Origin of the sequence: Actinoplanes sp. M2I2 (assembly GCF_023544445.1) — a bacterium.
Classification (GTDB): Bacteria; Actinomycetota; Actinomycetes; order Mycobacteriales; family Micromonosporaceae; genus Actinoplanes.
In genome coordinates, this window is sequence record NZ_JALPVJ010000015.1 from 106,730 (window position 1) to 124,681 (window position 17,952).

The following is a 17,952-nucleotide window of genomic DNA, read 5'->3' on the forward strand; positions in this document are numbered from 1 at the left end:
GAAATCCCGTACCTTGAGCGATCGTCCGAATCAGGCGTCGGCTCCGACGAGGGTGGCCGTTGCCTGCCACAGCTCCCTGGCCACGGCCGGGTCCTGACCGGCGCGGCCCGGCTCACGGATGACCGGGTATCCCGTGAAGCTGAACAAGCCGTCCGGACCGACATACGCATTGCCGGGGATGTCCTGGGTGGCCGCGTACATCAGCGGCAACGCGCCCTGCTCGACGTCCTGGACGAGGAACGGCAGGCGGTTGACGATGTTCAGCTTCGAGTGCGTGACCAATCCGGTCCGGGCGACGCCGGGATGGGCGATGACCGAGCGCAGGCGGCTGCCCGTGGCGGTCAGACGCCGTTGCAGTTCCAGCGAGAACAGCACAACGGCGAGCTTGGAGGACTCGTAGACCGCGAGCCCGTTGTATTTGCGGGTACGCCAGTCGAGGTCGTCGAGGTGCAGCTTGCCGAAGCGGTGCAGCTGGCTGGACACCGTCACCACGCGGTCGGTCAACCGGGGCAGCAGCAAGGAGGTGAGCAGGAAAGGCCCGAAGTAGTTCGTCGTGGTCTGCAGGTCCAGGCCCTGCGGGGTACGCGCGGCCGGGATGTCCATCACCCCGGCGTTGTTGATCAGAACATCGATGGCGCCGGTGTACGACTGCGCGAAAGCGCGAATGGAGTCCAGGTCGGCGACATCGAGGTGCCGGACATCGAAGTCACCAGGCATGCCGGTCACCGCCCGGCGGGCCTTGTCGACGTCCCGCACCGCCAGCACCACATGCGCGCCGGCACGGGCGAGCTCGCGCGTGGTCACCAGCCCGATTCCTCCACCGGCGCCCGTGATCACTACCGTTGCGCCGGTCATGCTCGGCAGGTGATCCGCGGTCCATCTGGTCATGGAAAACTCCTCTGAGGGGACGTGCCGGTATGCCGTCATCCAGTAGAGGTGCCGCCGGGAAAGGGATGAAGGACGTGCTCAGCCGCTGAATGCCAGGGCGTGGTTAACGGTCACGGGTTACCGGACGATGAGGTCCAGGCGCGATGACGTGCGAGAGGAGAGCCCGATGGTCGACGCGACGCTGGACCGTGACGGCCTGGCCGCTTTTCTGCGTGGCCGGCGGGAGTCCCTGCAACCCGAGGACGTCGGCTTGCGCCGCGGCGCCCGCCGGCGCGCCACCGGCCTGCGCCGCGAGGAAGTCGCCGAGCTGTGCGACATGTCGGCCGACTACCTGGCCCGGCTGGAACGCGGTAGCGGTTCCCAGCCGTCCCAGCAGATGGCCGCGGCCATCGCCCGGGGCCTGCGGCTGACCCCCGACGAACGGGACCACCTGTTCCTGCTCTGTGGTCACCGGCTGCAACCTCGACAGCTGCGCGATGCGCACATCAGTCCCGGTCTGCTGCGGGTGATGGACCGGCTGCAGGACACGCCGGCTGAGATCGTGGGTCCGGTCGGCGAAACACTGCGGCAGACACCGCCCGCCGTAGCTCTGCTCGGCGACGAGACCCGTCACACCGGGCCGGCGCGCAGCGCCCTCTACCGGTGGTTCACTGACCCCGCCGCCCGGGACCGTTATCTGCCCGACGACCACGATCAGCACAGCCGCGTCTACGTCGCCATCCTGCGCGCCGTAGCGACCGCCCAAGGCCCCGGGTCACCGGCCGCCATGCTCGTGGCCGAGCTGCAACACCGCAGCAGGGAGTTCGCTCAGCTGTGGAACCGTCAGGAGGTGGGACTGCGGTGGAGCAGCGCCAAGCGCTTCGTTCATCCTGAGGTCGGACGCATCGATCTGTACTGCCAGACGCTGCTCGATCCCGACCAGGGGCAGTCACTGCTTATTTTCACCGCTACACCCGGCACGGAAAGCCACGACAAGCTCGCCCTGCTCGCTGTGCTCGGCGCGGACACCTTCACCGGCGCCTGACACGTCGTGCGTCCCGAGCGAGTTTGTCAGAGTTCAGGGAACACCTGAGGTCACGTCAACCTGTTGGCCCACCGACGCGATACCGGCTCGAAAGTGTGGTCCGCACGCCGGCGCGGGACCGCGGAGCGTGTCCACCGCACCGTGGGATTTCAGGGGCGCGGCCCCCTGAGCAGATATGACGAAAGGCCGCGGTTCGCGCTTTGGGCGAACCGCGGCCCCTGCATCTCGTAGGCGATACTGGGATCGAACCAGCGACCTCTTCTGTATCAAGGAACGATAATGACCGCCTGGCCAGCATAAAAATAACCCTTGACCTGGGGTAATAGCCCACCGAAGCCCGTGGACGTCCGGCCCTAGACACCCCGGTTGTCACCCAGTTAGGCACTCGGCGCCGGGTCCTCACTCTGGCCTTCTTCGTCCGGGCCATCATCTACGAGGCCACACATGAAGGTGATATCGCCGGATCGGATCATCTCGGTAACCGCCTCCATCATCGCCGGCACGCCTGGCCGGGGAACGACGACCTGATCCGAGCACCAGAAGTACCGGCCACCGCCTGTCTCTCCAGTCCTGGCCCACTTACGGAGAAGCGCGTTGATCGCCTCCGTGGTGAAGAAAGTCGCGTACCGGTGGGTGCCATCAGGCAAGTAGATGTGCGCGTCGACGTTGTCCACCGTGTCGGAAGCGTCCTCGCCGCCCAGCATGAACTGGACTACCACACCGTCCCGCTCCTCAACATGTCCATACATGGCATTTGAAGCTCGGCCCGCCCTTGATGCACCGTCGCCTGTCATGATCTCCACACTATGACGCAGGCGCTGCCAGGAACCCTCGCTGCCGAACTCGAACTGATGGGGATCCGCCGTGCTGAATTCTCGACCCTAAGCGAACTCGGACTGCTCCCCATGACTTGCATGAATTAGTCCGTGGTCGTCCCTGAGTGTCCGCTGCGATCAACGGTCGCTGTCACCCAGTTCGTCACTCAGTCGGTCCGCGCGGGTAAGAACGTGCGCCGTCGCCGGACACGCATGCCTACGACAGGTGGTCGAGGCCGCGGATGGGCACTATCGCGCCAGTTCGTCTGACAAGCATCCGACAACCCCCTCTTCGACTTGGTCGACGGTGACGACCATGGATGCAATGACGTCGCGCCCCTAGGGGCTGCTGCCCACAGGTTCCCAGCAAGCACCAACGCCTCGTAGCACCACTGCAAGCGATCGCTACATCTGGGAGGAGCCAAGCCGATGGATCAAACGGGCGACTCGCGGCCCCTTCTCGGCGTCAGATGGTACATCGAACTTCTGCTCTTTTCTTCCATAGCGACAGCAGGTGCAATAACCGCGTTCGAGATATATCAGTCTGCGAATCAGCCGATTCCAAATTCTGAATATCGGGGCGGCATATCTGCAGTGACTACCCTTAAGCCATCGAAAGACTCACCAGGGATCCGGACGACCTTAGCTTTCGCCACAGAGGGAGGGCGGGACACGATCGATGACTTCGAGCGCGTCGATATACTCGCTTGGTCGCTAACCAACATTGTCAATAGTCAGGAAAACTACGCCACCATTCTCCTGACCGGTGACGCCCGATTACGAAATCCTATGGCCTTCCGGCAGTTCGAAGATGGATCCGAGCAAGTTGTAGCGCTTAAGATACAGTCCGTAGATGTGACGGAGCTCATTTCATTAGTGATTCCCAAAACATACTCGCGCGTGGAGCGCATCGTGCTCCGAGGCGAGATGATGCGACCCCTAGGCGATTTCAGCGGCAACATCGCGGAATTGCGGTTGCCATATGTAGGATTCGATGGATTTGCAAGTTCCAAGATTGATTTGGGGCCATTATTCCCGGGGGAGTCGGTCACCTACGCCTCGCCTAGTCTAAGGGATTCATCCAAGCTCTCCTGGGACGACTTCGAACCAGGGGATGCAACTACTCCCGCCATTAGAATTGCGGATGAGTCGCTTGCCCGAAACCGCGAGGGTAGCAACTTCCTTGCGGGCGCGTTGATCGGCCTAGTCGGCGGAGCGCTAATAGAAGTGCTGCCACGCATTTTCCAACCGCTCTTTGTTTACGGACTACCCTTCACTTCTGCCTTCGGTCGACGGCATCATCGCGGATCGCTAATCGGTATGACATGGATTGACAGTGCAAGACCTCAAGAGAGGTCAAAAGCAGGACTTCCCGATAACACGGTCGGTTCCAAATGGAATGCTTGGCTCAAGACGCATAACCAGAGATAGCGGCTATCGCAGAGCCCCTGCGAACGTCAGGGTTCGCCGTCCAAGCGCTTTTTGGCACGCTGTCATCCCGTCACGCTCGACCCGCCACCGTGGGAGCGGGCCGCCGCCGGCGCCCGCCGCGTCAAGATGGCCTTGACATAGGCACCCAGGTCGGCGGGCGCCGTCGGGGGTCCTGCTCGGCTTGCCCGGGTCGAGGGTGACGGGGTGCGCAGCCATCCCGGAGCCGGAGTGCCCCCGCCGGAGGCGCAGTAACCGCAACCAGTTACCGGCCCGCCCACGCGCTACGCCCGGCACGGGCACCTGCGCCGCGTCGCCCTGGCCGTGCCGGTCGGCTGCCGGGACCCTCTTCATACCCGAGGGCTCTGGCGGTCTTCGGCAGGCCCGACCTCTCTCTCCGCTTTCCACGAGTGTGGCCGAGGAGCGTTAGCGCGCCGCCGCCCGCATCCCTCGCGGGCGGCAGTGCGCTGCCCTCGGCGACGGAGTGAGCGGCCCGATCGGGCCGCCTTGAAGACGTACAGAAAGTTTGAACAAAGCCTGCCTCAACGGCCTCTGACGGCCTCTGACGGCTACCTCGGCCGGTACATCCTTCGTCTCGCTACCCACTAATCAGGGGAAGGCACCGACTGTCGACCAGGCATAGGACTGACCCTCTCGCCGATGGCGAACCGGTCCAAATTTGCTGACCGCAACGCTCACCGTCGGCATCTGCCGCAACGCTCCCACGGCTTCGATTAGCCCAGTAGCCTCGACGAAACTCCGGCCGACTGGACACCTCGGGAGCTACGGCACAGCTTCGTGTCGCTCGTGTCAGATGGCGGTGCCTCGCTCTAGGACATCGCGGACCTGTGCGGACACTCCGGCACCTCGGTCACCGAGAAGGTGTACCGCCCCCAGCTGCGGCCTGTCCTGCTCACGGGACCTGAGGCCATGGATCGGATCTTTCCGACCGAGGAAGAACTCGGGGCTTAGTCACCCAGATAGTCACCCAGTGATGAGAAGAGGCCATATCCGTCACTGGATATGGCCTCTGACCTGGTGGGCGATACTGGGATCGAACCAGTGACCTCTTCCGTGTCAAGGAAGCGCGCTCCCGCTGCGCCAATCGCCCGTAAAACAAAAACCTTGCCGAGGTGGAGACGGGATTTGAACCCGTGTAGACGGCTTTGCAGGCCGTTGCCTCGCCTCTCGGCCACTCCACCGAGCCGGCCCAGCACGTCTGTGAAGGCCTCTCCGAGCGGACGACGGGATTCGAACCCGCGACCCTCACCTTGGCAAGGTGATGCGCTACCAGCTGCGCTACGTCCGCACGTCGCTTGGCTTGCCTGCGTTCCGGCTTGCCCCGGCGACGGAAGAAACATTAGCTGGTCATCGGGAGCCTTGCCAAACCGGGGTCCCCCGGCGCGTCGCCGGGGCCCGTTCACCAGGGCGTTCCTCGTTATCCACAGGTTGGAAACCAAGCGGGCGCCACCGGGTCGCCCCGGTGTTGGATGAGTCCATGGAGTTCCGACAGATCAGCGCGGCGGAGCGCACGGCGACCATGTTCCCGCTGCAGACGTACGCGTTCCTGCCCTCACCGTGGTCCGACGGCGACGAGGCGGCCTATGAGCAGCGCATGAGGTTCTTCGAGACGGCGATCAACCTGGTCGCCGAGGAGGATGGCCAGACGTTGGCCTGCGCGGCCTCGTTGCGGATGCGGCAGAACGTGCGGGGCGTGGTGCACGACATGGCCGGTGTGGCGTCGGTCGCGTCGCATCCGTCCGCGCGGCGCCGAGGGATCGTTCGTGGGGTGCTGGAGCGGCTGCTGCGCCAGGCCCGCGACGAGGGCAGCACCGTGAGCGCGCTCTACCCGTTCCGGCCGAGCTTCTACGCCCGGTTCGGCTATGTCGGGACGCCGCGCCACCGCATCGCCACGTTCGCGCCTGAGGGGCTCTCCCATCTGACACGGGCCGAGCTGCCCGGTGAGGTGGAGCGGTTGCCGATGCGGGACGGGTTCGACGAGTGGCTGGGGCTGCGGGAGCGCCTGCTCGGGGAGCGTCACGGGTTCGCCGTGTACGACGCGACGCGCGCGGCCGAGTTCCGTGATGACAAGCGGTGGGTGGCGGTCGCTCGCGTCGACGGTGAGGTCGTCGGCGTGGTGGATTACCAGGTGGCGGCGTACGGCGGGGATCTCTACGCTTCTGACCTGCTCACGACCGGGCCGCTGGGGCGGGCCCTGCTGTTGCAGTTCTTCGGGCGGCACGTCGATCAGGTGGCGCGCGTCCACGTGCGGGTGAGCACCGAGGAGGTGCCCGAGCTGTGGGGCACCGATTTCACCGTGACGACTGAGGCCAAGGTCGACCATCCCCGGCACGGTGGGCCGATGGTGCGCGTGCTCGACATGCCGGCGCTGACGGGCACGGCGGTGGGCGCGGGCGACGTCACGATCGAGATCGTCGACGATCCGCTGGTGGGCGGGCTGTGGCGGCTGGTCGGCGAGGACGGCCGGCTGACGGTGACCAAGGGCACCTCGACCCCGGCGGCGACGCTCTCGGTGGGTGGGTTCAGCGCCCTGCTGTACGGGGTTCTCGACCCCGTCGAGGTGGTCACACGCGGTCTGGGCCAGGTCGACGGGGCCGCGGTGGCTTCGCTCACCAGCCTGTTCCCTCGTCGGATGCCGTACATCTGCGCCGACTTCTGACAGGTCGGGGGCGGCACGAGACGGAGGGGGGCGGGATAATCACGGGATGAAGGACGGCTCGATCCTGTCGTACAAGTCCGAGGGTTCCGTGCTGAGCATCTATTCGAAAGGCTCGGTGCTGTCGATCGGGTCGGTGGGGTCGTCGCTCTCCATCGGGTCCATCGGCTCCAACCTGTCGATCCTGTCGATCGGCTCCTGGCTCTCGATCGGCTCGGTCATGTCGGCCGTCTCGATCGGGTCGATCATGGCCTGGCGGTCACGCGGCAAGATCCTGGCGGCCCCTCCGGAGGACTTGAAGCGGCTGGCCGCGAAGCGCCGGTAACCCGCGCGCGAGCACGAACCGGCCACCCGAGCGGGTCGGCCTGGGCGCACCCGAAGGCGGAGGTCGGCCCGAGCCGGGTTGGCCCACCCGAGCCGGGCGGGCCAACGGCGCTGGACGGGCAACGGCGCTGGCGGGCCACCCGAGCCCGGCGGGCAACGGAGCTGGGCGGGCCACCCGAGCCGAGCGGGCGCCCACGTGCGCGAGCGGGCCAACCGAGCCCGGCGGGCCACCCGAGCCGAGCGGGCGCCCACGTGCGCGAGCGGGCCAACCGAACCCGGCGGGCCACCCGAGCCGAACGGGCGCCCACGTGCGCGAGCTGCGGGCCGGCCGAGGGGTCAGTCGCTGCTGTGCCAGGAGTGCCACAGGGCGGCGTACGGGCCGCCCGCGGCCACCAGGGCGTCGTGGGTGCCGACCTCGATGATGCGGCCGTCCTCCATGACGACGACGCGGTCGGCGTCGTGGGCGGTCTGGAGGCGGTGGGCGATGGCGATGACCGTGCGTTCGTGCAGGACGGCGGCCAGGGCGCGTTCGGCTGTGCGGGCGGCGGTCGGGTCCAGCAAGGCCGTGGCCTCGTCGAGGATGACCGTGTGGGGGTCGGCCAGCACCACCCGGGCCAGCGCCAGCTGTTGCGCCTGGGCGCCGTCGGGTGGGTCGTCGCCCAGGTCGCGGTCGAGGTCGTCGGCCCAGTCGGCGCCGACCATCTTGAGGGCCCGGCGCAGGTCGTCGTCGGGGGCGGTGATCATCAGGTTGTCGCGCAGGGACTCGCGGAAGACGTGGTGCTCCTGGGTCACGAGGACGACCTGGCGGCGCAGCACGTCGGGCGGCAGGTCGGCCACCGGCACACCGCCGACGGTCAGCGAGCCGGACGTCGGGCGGTCGACGCCGGCGATCAGGCGGCCCAGCGTCGACTTGCCGGCGCCGGACAGGCCGACGATCGCCAGCCGCTCGCCGGGGCGCACGGTCAGGTTGACGTCGTGGAGCACGTCGCGGCCCTCGTCGTACGCGTAACGCACCTCGGTGATCTCGATGCGGTCGTCCGTGGGCAGCGTGGTCGAGGACGGCGGCGCGGCCGGGACCGCGGCCAGGCCCTCGATGCGGGCGAACGACGCGCTGCTGCTCTGCAGCGACTCGATCCAGATCAGGATCATGTCGAGCGGGCCGACCAGCTGGCGCAGGTAGAGCACCGCGGCGCTGACCGTGCCGAGGGTCACGCGGCCCTCGAAGAACAGCCAGCCGCCCAGCAGCAGCACCAGCACGCTGGGCACGGCGTACGAGATCTCGACCGACGGGAAGAAGACGCTGCGCAACCCCAGGGTCCGCAGGCGGGTGCGCCGGGTCTGGGCGATCGCGTCCCGGCCGACCTCGAGGCGGCGCGCGGACAGGTCGAAGGCCTCGATGGTGCGGGCGCCCGCGGTGGTGGCCGACAGCTCGTCGGCGAGCCGGGAGTTGGCCTCGCCCTCGGTGAGGTACGCCGAGCGGGCGCGGCGCAGATACCACCGGGTGGAGAACCAGATGCCGGACAGCCCGAGCACGCCGACGATGCCGAGCAGCGGGTCGAGCACCAGCACCGCGATGATGATGAAGACGATCTGGACGACGCCGATGAAGATGTTGGGCAGGATGTCGCGCAGCGTGCCGGCCACCGCGTCGACGTCGGTGGTGCCGCGGGCGGCCAGGTCGCCGGCCGGCACCCGTTCGATCACCGCGGCCGGCAGGGCCAGGGAACGGCGCAGGAAGTTCTCGCGGATGCGCGCGGCGGTGCGCTCGCCGAAGCGGTAGGCGATCGACAACGACTGCCGGGACAGCAGCGTCTGGGCCACCGCGCAGGCCAGCACGCCCGCGGCGAGTTTGTCGACCGCCTCGGCCCCGCCGCCGGAGGCGACCTCGTCGATGATGCGGCCGAGCAGCCAGGGCCCGCCCAGGGCGGCCAGCGCGGCCAGCCCGTTCAGGGTCATCATCACCGCGACCGAGCGGCGGTCGGCCGTCACGAGGCGCCAGGCGGCCCGGCCGACCTGGCGTTGATCGGCAACCGGCAGGTTCACTCGTCCTCCCCGAAGACGCGGGTCACCAGGTCGCGGTATCCCGGCGTGGTGGCCAGCAGCTCGCGGTGGGTGCCGGAGGCGGCGACCCGGCCGTCGACCAGGTAGTGCACGACGTCGGCCCGGTCGAGCAGCACCGGGGACGTGGTGGCCACGACCGTGCCGCGGCCGCGGCGGGCCGCGCTGAGGCGTTCGGCGATGGCCGCCTCGGTGTGCGCGTCGACGGCCGAGGTCGGCTCGGCGGCCAGCAGCATCTCGGGGTCGGCGTGCACGGCCCGGGCCAGCCGGACGCGCTGGCGCTGGCCGCCGGAGACGTTGCGCCCGGCCCACTCGATCGGGCGGTCGAGCTCGGCGGCGACGTCGTGGGCGACGGCGGTGGTGATCGCCGCGCGGACGCGGTCGTCGTCGGGGTCGTCGCGGCCGGCCACCACCTCGCGCAGTTGCCCGGCGAACAGGGCGGCGTCGGGCTCGGCGACCAGGATGCGCGACCGGACCTCGCGCTGGGCCACCTGGGCCAGCGGGCGGCCGCCCCAGGTGGCGTCGGTCGGACCGTACGCCCCGAGCCGGTCGATCACCCCGGCGGCGTCGGACGGGCGGGCGCCGGCCAGCGCGGTGAGCCGGCCGGGCTCGACGAACACGCCCGACGTGGGGTCGTGCAGCAGCGCCGGGCCGTCGGGGGCGGGGTCGCCGGACGGGTCGTCGACCGGCAGCCGCAGGAACTCGACCACGCGACGGGCGGAGACCAGCCCGCGGGTCACGTCGAACGAGCAGAAGATCAGCACGTTCACCGGGATGACCAGCATGGCCGTGTAGCCGTACACCCCGACCAGCTCACCGACCGAGAGATCGCCGTCGGCGGCCAGCCGGGCCGCGAGCCAGACGACCACGGCCAGGAACACGACCGGTAGCCCGTCGCCGAGCGCGCCGATCCAGCTGAACGGCCCGCCCACCCGGTAGCCCTGGTCGCGCAGCCGGGCGGACTCCCGGTCGTAGCGCTCGAGATGGGTCTGTTTGCCGCCGAGACCGTTGAGGATGCGCAGGCCGCCCAGCACGTCGACCAGGCGGGCGTTCACCTCGCCCTGCTTCTCGCGGTAGTCGAGGCCGGCCCGCTGGCCCCGTTGCAGCAGCGGGCCGACGAACAGCGCCAGCACGGGCACGCCGATCAGCACGACGAAGGCCAGCATGTGGGAGGTGCGGAACAGCACCACGGCCACCACGCTGATGGCCAGGGTGGCCGCGACGCCGACCCCGCCGACGTTCATCGCCCGGCCGATCGTCCACACGTCGGAGATGCCGATGGTGACGACCTCGCCCGCGGTGACGCGCCGGGGCAGCGCCGAGCCCAGCCGGGTCGCGTGGGTCATCACCAGGTCGGCGGTCTGCAGGGCGACGGCCAGGCGCAGCTTGGTCATGCTGCGGTGGCGCATGATGCCGAGGCCCGCGCTGGCCGCGCCGACCACCAGCACGGCCGCGGCCCAGCCGATCAGCGTGCCGGGCTCACGCGGCGCCAGGCCGTGGTCGATCGCGCGGGAGATCAGCCAGGGCGCGGAGGCCAGGCTGAGAAACCACAACGATCCGAAGAGCGCGCCGAGACCCACCCGGCCCTTGTTGCTGCGTCCCAACGACCAGAGAAATCGTGCCGGTCCCCGTATGTCCACGCGGTCATGCTGCCTCAAACGGGTCGATGAGTGCTGCCCAGTTTCGCCCGGTTGTGGATAACCGCACGGACGGGCGACGCGACCCTCGACCGGCCCGGATGACCATCTAAAGTGGGTGTATCAGACAGCGGCGGGCAGGTTGGCCGAGCTGAACGCCCGGCCGTCGTCGGTCACCACCGCCGAGTCATATCCGTCGGCCGCCCGCTTGGCCAGCCAGGCGATGCCGGCCTCCCCCATCGCGAGCGCCGCGGTGGCGTAGGCGTCGGCCACCGACAGGTCCGGCCCGACCACCGTCACCGAGCGCAGCCCCTCGGCCGGCCGGCCGTTCCGCGGGTTGATCACGTGATCGCCCCGCTCGTACGTTCCCGAGGTCGCCACCGCCCCGTCGTGCAGCGCCAGCACCCAGCTGACCTTGTCGGCCTCCCACGGGTGCCGGATGCCGACCCGCCACGGCCCGCCGTCGGGGTGGTTGCCGCGCATCCGGATGTCGCCGCCCGCGTTGATGTAGTGGTCGCGCGAGCCGGCAGCCCGCAGCCGGGCGGCGGCCACCTCGACCGACCAGCCCTTGACGTAGCCGGAGGGGTCGAGGGCGCCGGCCGCGTACGCGTCGAAGTAACCGTCCGTATCGCGCCAGAGATCAGCACACGCTTCCAGGACGTGCCGGAAGTCGGCCGAGGCGTCCTCGAGCCGCAGCTCGCCGCGCCCGAACCGGGACACCTCGCTGTCGGCCCGATAGGTGCTGAACCGCGCGTCCACCTCGTGCAGCCAGTCGCACACGTCCGTGACGAGCCGGCGCAGCTCGTCGTCGGGCCGGTCCTCGCCCAGCTCGATGCTGACCGTCGTCCCCATCACGTGTTCGACATGGCGCACGGAGCGTGACCCTACGCCTTTGCCGCGTCCAGCGCCGCCTGGAGCGACTTGACGTAGGACTCGCTGGTGTAGGTGGCGCCGGAGACCGCCGCGACGTCCGCGTTCTGCGCCTCGAGGGTCGACTGCTTGAGGGTCGCGATCGCCGGCGGATTGATCTTGGCGCTGTCGTTGGCGGTCGGGTAGGTGGCCGCCGCGTCGGTGATCTCGCCGCCCTCGACCCGGATGCTGACCTGGATCTTCCCGTACGGGTTGGCGGCCGCGCCGCCCTTGAAGACGCCGTCCTTGAGGCCGCTCTTGGGCTTTTCTTCCTTCTTTTCGTCCTTGTTCGCGGCGCCCTCGGTCTTGGCGCCGGACGCGGCCGGCTTCTTGGACGACGGCTTGGGAGCGGGTGTGCCGCCGGCCAGCTCGGCCGGGGGCGCGGCCACGGCGGGGGCCTCGGGCGGCGTCACGCTCAGTCGCACCCCGATGATCAGGGCGGCGCCGGTGAGGGTGCCGACGGCTGCTGCGGTACTGCGTCGCATCGAGAGACTCCTAATCAGAACTCGAACGGGTCGAGGTGCAGCTGGCTGTCCGGGACTTCGAGCTCGCGCAGCGTGCCGACCGCGGCCTCGACCAGCCCGGGCGGGCCGCACAGGTAGACGTCGCGGCGGCTCACGTCCGGCACCAGGCCGAGCAGGCCCTCCGGGGTGAACAGCCGGCGCGGACCGGGATCGTTGCGCCCGCCCACGATGTAGCGGACCCAGGCGTCCCGCTGCTCGGCGAGCTCCTCGAGCTCACCGCGGAAGACCAGCTCGTCGGGGCGGCCGGCCCGATAGATCACGATGGTGTCGGCCGGCATGTCCTCGAGCAGGGCCCGGATCGGCGCGATGCCGCTGCCCCCGGCGATCAGCAGGGCTCGGCGCCGGGTGCGACGCTGGGCGGTGAAGACACCGAACGGTCCCTCGGCCCACACCGGCGTGCCCGGCTTCATCTGGGCCAGGAGCGAGGTGTGCCCGCCGACCGCGGTCACGGTGAGCCGCAGCCACTGGGCGTTGGGCGCGGCCGACAGCGAGAACGGGTGCGACTGCCACCAGCCGTTGCGGGTCAGGAAGCGCCACCGCATGAACTGGCCGGCCTGGGCGGGCAGCTTGTCGAGGGACTTGCCGTCGATGTAGATCGAGAACGTGTTGCCGCCCTCGGACACGACCTCGGCGACCTCGAACCGGTGCCGCAGGTTGAGCCACAGCGGCTCGACCAGGCGACCCCAGACCAGCGCCGAGATGACCAGCGCGGTCAGGGCCGGCCAGAAGATCGACGCGAACGGGCCGCTGAGGTTGGCGCCGGTCGCGACCTGGTGGCCGTAGCCGAGCAGCAGGACCAGGTAGCCGGTGAGGTGAATGAGGTGCCACAGCTCGTACGGGAGCCTGGTCTTCGCCGCCCGCATCGAGATCAGGCTGATGACGACCAGGATGATCGTCGCCGCCGTGGCGCTGAGCATCTCGGGCAGCGTGGTGATGATCGTCCAGCCCTGCTCGACGACGCCGGTCTCGGCCGTGAGCGCGTAGCCGAAGACGATGAAGACGACGTGCGCGAGCACGAAGAACGTCAGCGAGGTGCCGAGCCAGCGGTGCCAGCGCAGCAGGTCGCGGGCGCCGACCCACTCCTCGAGCCAGCTGACCCGGCTCATCATCAACAGCTGGATGAAGAGCAGATAACCGCCGATCAGACCGGTGATGCGCCCGGCCGCGAGCATCAGGCTCGCGGTGTCGCGGACCTCGCCGGCCTGGGTCTCGAAGAGCCAGAGCGCGATGCTGGTGGCCAGGCCCGCGAAGAACAGCAGGACCGTGAGCAGGCGGTTGCCCGAGATGGCCTCGGCCGGCGGACGGTCGTCGGGGATGGGCGGCTGGGCCGGTCCGGCGGCCTTCCAGCCGGTCGGGTCGGTCTGCGACTCGACGAGGATGTCGCTGCGGCGGTAAGGATCGTCGCGGTAGGGATCCTCGGGCCAGATCTCCGGCGACGCCGGCTGGAAGCGCTCGTCCTCGTAGCTCTCGTCCTGGTAACGGCCCTGGGCGGGCGCGCCGTCGGCCGGCCAGCGGTCGTCGTCGTCGGTCGCGGACCGCAGGCCGGCGAAATACTGCGCGTCCTCGTCCGGTTCGTAGCGCTGGTCCTGGAACGTCTCGAACGTCGGCGGTCCCTGCGCCATGGTCCTCACCCGTTCAGCGGTCGGTCCGATCGCCTGCCACCCCCGCGGCCGACGTGACGACCCGGTCTCGGGGAGCCGTCTGGCTGTTGTACGCACCCGGCGGCGCCTTCGCTCAACCGGACGCGGAAATTCTCGGGTCCACGCGGTTGGGTAGGTTCGGCGGATGAGCGCCGACAACCCCTCTGCGGTCACGGTGGTCGGCATCGGCGCCGGCGGGTGGTCCGAGCTCGGCGGTACGAGCCGGGGCGCGCTGTCGTCGGCCCGGGTGATCATGGGCAGCGACCGCCAGCTGGCCCTGCTCCCGCCGTCGGTGACCGCGCGCCGGGTGCCGTTGCCGTCGCCGCTGCTGCCCGCCCTGGGCGCGCTGGTCGAGGAGCATGCCGGGACGGGCCTCGCGGTGCTGGCGAGCGGCGATCCCCTGTTCCACGGAATCGGGGCGACGCTGGTGCGGCTGGTGGGAGCCGATCGGGTCCGCGTCCTGCCCCATCCGTCGTCGGCGGCGCTCGCGGCGGCCCGGCTGGGCTGGCCCCTGGCGACAACCGAGGTGCTGAGCCTGGTGACGGCCGACCCGGCTCTGGTACGGCGGGCGCTGAACCCCGGTCGGCGGCTGCTGGTGCTGGCCCGCGACGCCTCGACCGCGGGGACGGTGGCCGCGACGGTCACGGCCGCCGGGTACGGATCGGCCCTGCTCACCGTCCTGGAGCAGCTGGGCGGCCCGGCCGAGCGGATCCGCTCCGGCGTGGCGCGGTCCTGGGACCATCCGCCCGGCGACCCGCTCAATGTGATCGCGGTCGACTGCGGCCCGGACGGACCGTCGACCTCGCTGGTGCCCGGGCTCGCGGACACGGCGTACGAGAACGACGGGCAGCTCACGAAGCGTGAGGTGCGCGCGGTGACCCTGTCGGTGCTGGCCCCCGTGCCGGGTGAGCTGCTGTGGGACGTGGGCGCGGGGTCGGGCAGCATCGGGATCGAGTGGATGCGCAGCCACCCGTCGTGCCGGGCCGTCGCAGTCGAGTCGTCACCGGCCCGCATCGACTCCATCCGGGCGAACGCCGCGACGCTGGGCGTTCCGGGCTTACACCTCGTCTCCGGGCGCGCTCCCGAGGTCCTGGCCGATCTGCCGGCCCCGGATGCGGTCTTCATCGGCGGCGGCGTGACCCGGGACGGGGTGCTCGACGCCTGCCTGGCCGCGCTGCGCCCCGGCGGCCGGCTGGTCGCCAACGCGGTGACCGTCGAGTCCGAGGCCGTGCTGGCCGCGGCCTACGCCAAGCGGGGCGGCGAGTTGATCAGGCTGTCGGTGAGCCGCGGCTCACCGGTGGGCGGCTTCACAGGATGGAGAACGATGATGCCGGTGACGATCTGGTCGGTCACGCCGTGACGGTGCACTTCATCGGGGCCGGGCCGGGAGCGGCCGACCTGATCACCGTCCGGGGGCAGCGCCTGATCGCGGCCGCGCCCGTCTGCCTGTACGCGGGCAGCCTCGTGCCGCCGGAACTGCTGGAGTGGTGCCCGCCCGGCAGCCGGCGGGTCGACACCGCCGGGCTGACCCTCGACGAGATCACCGCCGAGCTGGTGGCCGCCCACGCCGCCGGTCACGACGTCGCGCGGCTGCACTCGGGTGACCCGTCGGTCTTCAGCGCCGTGGCCGAGCAGATGCGCCGCCTCGACGCGGCCGGCGTGCCCTACGACGTCGTCCCCGGCGTGCCCGCCTTCGCCGCCGCGGCCGCTTCGCTGCAGCGCGAGTTCACCGTTCCGGGCGTGGCCCAGACCGTGATCCTGACTCGCACCGCCGAGCGCGCCACGGCCATGCCCGACGGCGAGGATCTGGCCACCCTGTCGGCCAGCCGCTCGACGATGGTCCTGCACCTGGCCGTCCAGCGGATCGACGCCGTGGTGGCCGAGCTGCTGCCCGGCTATGGCGCCGACTGCCCGGTGGCCGTGGTCGCCCGGGCCAGCCGCCCGGACGAGCTGATCGTCCGGGGCACGCTGGGCGACATCGCGGTCCGGGTCAAGGAGGCCGGCATCCGTCGCACCGCGGTCATCGTCGTCGGCGCGGCCCTCACCGCGTCCCAGTTCCCCGACAGCCACCTGTACTCGGCCGACCGGTGCCGGCCCGCGTCCGGTGCCTGATCCCCGCGTCCTCATCCTGGGCGGCACGAGCGAGGCCCGGGCGCTCGCGGGTTCCCTGCCGGGATTCAGCGTGATCTCGTCGCTGGCCGGGCGGACCTCCGCACCCCGGCGGCCGGCCGGCGACGTGCGGGTGGGTGGGTTCGGCGGCGCCGGCGGGCTGGCCGCCTACCTGCGCGACCAGGACATCGACGTCCTGGTGGACGCGACGCACCCGTTCGCGGCGACGATCAGCGCCAATGCGGCCGAGGCGGCCGCCGTCACCGGGGTGCCGCTGGTCGTGCTGCGCCGGCCGGGCTGGTCCGAGCAGGCCGGTGACGCCTGGCATCGCGTACCGGACCTGGCCGGAGCCGCCGCCCTGCTCCCCCGGCTCGGCCACCGGGTGTTCCTGACGACCGGGCGGCAGGGCATCGGCGCCTTCGCCGGGGTGGACGCATGGTTCCTGGCGCGCTCGGTGGAACCGCCCGATCCGCCCCGGCCGCACCGGCTAGAGGTGCTGCTCGATCGCGGGCCCTTCACCCTCGAGGGCGAGCGCCGGTTGCTCGCCGCGCACCGGATCGACGTGCTGGTGAGCAAGGACAGCGGCGGCCCCGACGCCAAGCTGGTGGCCGCCCGCGAGCGCGGCCTGCCGGTCATCATGGTGAACCGCCCGCCGGCCCCGGCGACGGCCCGGACGGTCACCTCCGTCGCGCAGGCGGTCGAGGCCGTGACGACGGCGAGCCGGTCAGGACCGGACCGTGATCTCGGGCAGCCTCTGATCGGTGTCGGCGACCTGGGTGAGCTTGGCCGCGAGCGGCGCGAACAGTGACGAGGTGAGCACCTTGTCGAACAGAGCCCGCACGGCCAGCCCGAACCGGGTGCGCGGATAGGCGATGTACTCGAGTCCCGGAGGAAGTTTCTGGACGCCGTCGACCAGCGGGCGCATCCATTTGTCGTACGCCGCCAGCGCCGACCGGAGGTCGTCCGGGTGCTGGGCGAGGTAGGCGGCGAGGACGTACCCGCTGATCAGGGCCAGGGACGAGCCTCCACCGCCGAGCGGGGTGACGCACCAGGCGGCGTCACCGGCCAGCACGACCCGGCCGCGGTGCCAGGTGCCCACGCGGATCTGGGTGAGCTGGTCGAGATAGACGTCGCCGGACGTGTCGAACGCGTCCAGGATCCGGGGCGCCGCCCAGCCCGCGTCCCGGTAGCGGTTCCTGACCACGGCCAGGGCGCCGGGCCGGTCGAGACGGGTGAGGTCCTCGCCGCGGCTGTAGGAGAGGACCGCGCGGATGGTGCCGTGGTTGTCCGGCCGCAGGTGGATCTGGCGCCCGCCGACGGTGTTGTACCACCGCCACCGATCGTCGTCGTCCGGCGTACGCGGGATCGTGCCGTAGACCATGGTGATGCCCAGCTCGCGGCGGTCGACCGCGGCGCCGAAGACCCGATCCCGGGTGGTGGAGCGGACTCCCTCGGCGATGACCAGCAGGTCGGCCCGCAGAGAGCGGCCGGACGAGGTGCTGATCACGACCTCGTCGGGGCCGTCGGTCACGTCGTCGATCGTGTCGCCGTAGACGAAGGTGACCCCGTCCGGCAGGTTGTCGAGGATCGTGCGGGCGAAGTCGCCGCGGAGCACCTCCAGCTCGGCCGTGGCCGCGTCCGGGCCGGTCGACGGCAGCTCGGCCCGGACCTTGCCCGCCGCGTCGACCAGAACGGTCCCGGTCTCGGTGGTGTTCTGCGCCTTGACCGCGTCGAACAGTCCCATCCGGGTGAGGACCTCCCTGGCGACGCCGCGCACGTCGACGTTCTGACCGCCGTCGCGGAAGCTCGGCGCGCGCTCGATCACGGTCACCTCCCAGCCGGTCCGGCGCAGCCAGAAGGCGGCCGAGAGCCCGGTGATGCTCGCTCCGGAGATCACCGCGTGTGGTGTAGGCATGTCC

The 17,952-nt window shown here is 70.2% G+C and carries 15 protein-coding genes, 3 tRNA genes and 1 pseudogene; 8 read left to right on the forward strand and 11 right to left on the reverse strand.

The window, feature by feature from the left end; all coding sequences use genetic code 11:
• Positions 1–30 precede the first annotated feature (30 nt).
• Positions 31–888 carry an SDR family NAD(P)-dependent oxidoreductase gene (locus HJC40_RS29135; RefSeq protein WP_250005895.1) on the reverse strand — a complete coding sequence of 286 codons (858 nt, stop codon included), beginning with the start codon at positions 886–888 and terminating at the stop codon, positions 31–33.
• Positions 889–1,054: 166 nt separating this feature from the next.
• Between HJC40_RS29135 and HJC40_RS29140 the strand changes: the two genes are divergently transcribed.
• On the forward strand, positions 1,055–1,912 hold the full coding sequence (locus HJC40_RS29140) for a helix-turn-helix transcriptional regulator (protein ID WP_250005897.1): 858 nt from the start codon (positions 1,055–1,057) through the stop codon (positions 1,910–1,912).
• A gap of 377 nt (positions 1,913–2,289) precedes the next feature.
• On the opposite strand, the gene HJC40_RS29145 is transcribed toward HJC40_RS29140, so the two are convergent.
• Positions 2,290–2,706 (reverse strand): hypothetical protein, encoded by a 417-nt coding sequence (locus HJC40_RS29145; protein WP_250005899.1) that lies wholly within the window; start codon positions 2,704–2,706, stop codon positions 2,290–2,292.
• A gap of 450 nt (positions 2,707–3,156) precedes the next feature.
• On the opposite strand from HJC40_RS29145, the gene HJC40_RS29150 reads away from it, so the two are divergent.
• Both HJC40_RS29150 and HJC40_RS29155 read left to right on the forward strand, forming a co-directional pair.
• A complete protein-coding gene (locus HJC40_RS29150; RefSeq protein WP_250005901.1) occupies positions 3,157–4,158 on the forward strand; it encodes a hypothetical protein in 1,002 nt (333 codons plus the stop codon).
• 753 nt (positions 4,159–4,911) lie between these two features.
• Positions 4,912–5,127 (forward strand): annotated as a pseudogene (locus HJC40_RS29155) (site-specific integrase); the annotation flags it as partial.
• Positions 5,128–5,191: 64 nt separating this feature from the next.
• Here HJC40_RS29155 and HJC40_RS29160 read toward each other — a convergent pair.
• The 3 genes from HJC40_RS29160 to HJC40_RS29170 all read right to left on the reverse strand — a co-directional run bounded on the left by HJC40_RS29160 (position 5,192) and on the right by HJC40_RS29170 (position 5,464).
• Positions 5,192–5,266: transfer RNA gene (locus HJC40_RS29160), tRNA-Val, on the reverse strand.
• Between the two features lie 20 nt (positions 5,267–5,286).
• A tRNA-Cys gene (locus tag HJC40_RS29165) sits at positions 5,287–5,357 on the reverse strand.
• Positions 5,358–5,391: 34 nt separating this feature from the next.
• Positions 5,392–5,464: transfer RNA gene (locus HJC40_RS29170), tRNA-Gly, on the reverse strand.
• Between the two features lie 189 nt (positions 5,465–5,653).
• On the opposite strand from HJC40_RS29170, the gene eis reads away from it, so the two are divergent.
• Positions 5,654–6,835 (forward strand): enhanced intracellular survival protein Eis, encoded by a 1,182-nt coding sequence (gene eis / locus HJC40_RS29175; protein WP_250005903.1) that lies wholly within the window; start codon positions 5,654–5,656, stop codon positions 6,833–6,835.
• Positions 6,836–6,881: 46 nt separating this feature from the next.
• Positions 6,882–7,157 (forward strand): hypothetical protein, encoded by a 276-nt coding sequence (locus tag HJC40_RS29180; protein WP_250006143.1) that lies wholly within the window; start codon positions 6,882–6,884, stop codon positions 7,155–7,157.
• Positions 7,158–7,492: 335 nt separating this feature from the next.
• Here the strand turns inward: HJC40_RS29180 and HJC40_RS29185 are convergent, their stop codons facing one another.
• The 5 genes from HJC40_RS29185 to HJC40_RS29205 all read right to left on the reverse strand — a co-directional run bounded on the left by HJC40_RS29185 (position 7,493) and on the right by HJC40_RS29205 (position 13,906).
• Positions 7,493–9,199 (reverse strand): ABC transporter ATP-binding protein, encoded by a 1,707-nt coding sequence (locus tag HJC40_RS29185; RefSeq protein WP_250005905.1) that lies wholly within the window; start codon positions 9,197–9,199, stop codon positions 7,493–7,495.
• Entirely contained in the window at positions 9,196–10,794 is a 1,599-nt protein-coding gene (locus tag HJC40_RS29190) for an ABC transporter ATP-binding protein (RefSeq protein WP_250006138.1), read from the reverse strand. Before HJC40_RS29190 ends, HJC40_RS29185 begins: the two co-directional genes overlap by 4 nt.
• 180 nt (positions 10,795–10,974) lie before the next feature.
• On the reverse strand, positions 10,975–11,703 hold the full coding sequence (locus tag HJC40_RS29195; protein ID WP_250006139.1) for an FAD:protein FMN transferase: 729 nt from the start codon (positions 11,701–11,703) through the stop codon (positions 10,975–10,977).
• A gap of 32 nt (positions 11,704–11,735) precedes the next feature.
• The gene (locus HJC40_RS29200) at positions 11,736–12,245 is read right to left on the reverse strand and encodes an FMN-binding protein (RefSeq protein WP_250005906.1); all 510 of its coding nucleotides are present in this window, start codon (positions 12,243–12,245) and stop codon (positions 11,736–11,738) included.
• A gap of 14 nt (positions 12,246–12,259) precedes the next feature.
• Positions 12,260–13,906 carry a ferric reductase-like transmembrane domain-containing protein gene (locus HJC40_RS29205; protein ID WP_250005908.1) on the reverse strand — a complete coding sequence of 549 codons (1,647 nt, stop codon included), beginning with the start codon at positions 13,904–13,906 and terminating at the stop codon, positions 12,260–12,262.
• A 163-nt stretch (positions 13,907–14,069) separates the two neighbouring features.
• Between HJC40_RS29205 and cbiE the strand changes: the two genes are divergently transcribed.
• From cbiE to HJC40_RS29220, 3 genes are read left to right on the forward strand one after another with little or no spacing between them, the layout of a single operon-like run.
• Positions 14,070–15,284, forward strand: coding sequence for a precorrin-6y C5,15-methyltransferase (decarboxylating) subunit CbiE (cbiE, locus tag HJC40_RS29210; protein ID WP_250005910.1), 1,215 nt, complete (start codon positions 14,070–14,072; stop codon positions 15,282–15,284).
• Positions 15,281–16,036: a precorrin-4 C(11)-methyltransferase gene (cobM, locus tag HJC40_RS29215; RefSeq protein ID WP_308200960.1), complete on the forward strand. Its 756-nt coding sequence runs from the start codon at positions 15,281–15,283 to the stop codon at positions 16,034–16,036. Before cbiE ends, cobM begins: the two co-directional genes overlap by 4 nt.
• Positions 16,029–16,841, forward strand: a complete 813-nt coding sequence (locus tag HJC40_RS29220) for a cobalt-precorrin-6A reductase (RefSeq protein WP_250005913.1) — start codon at positions 16,029–16,031, stop codon at positions 16,839–16,841. Before cobM ends, HJC40_RS29220 begins: the two co-directional genes overlap by 8 nt.
• On the opposite strand, the gene HJC40_RS29225 is transcribed toward HJC40_RS29220, so the two are convergent.
• Positions 16,758–17,948 (reverse strand): FAD-dependent monooxygenase, encoded by a 1,191-nt coding sequence (locus HJC40_RS29225; protein ID WP_250005916.1) that lies wholly within the window; start codon positions 17,946–17,948, stop codon positions 16,758–16,760. The genes HJC40_RS29220 and HJC40_RS29225 overlap by 84 nt on opposite strands.
• Positions 17,949–17,952 lie beyond the last annotated feature (4 nt).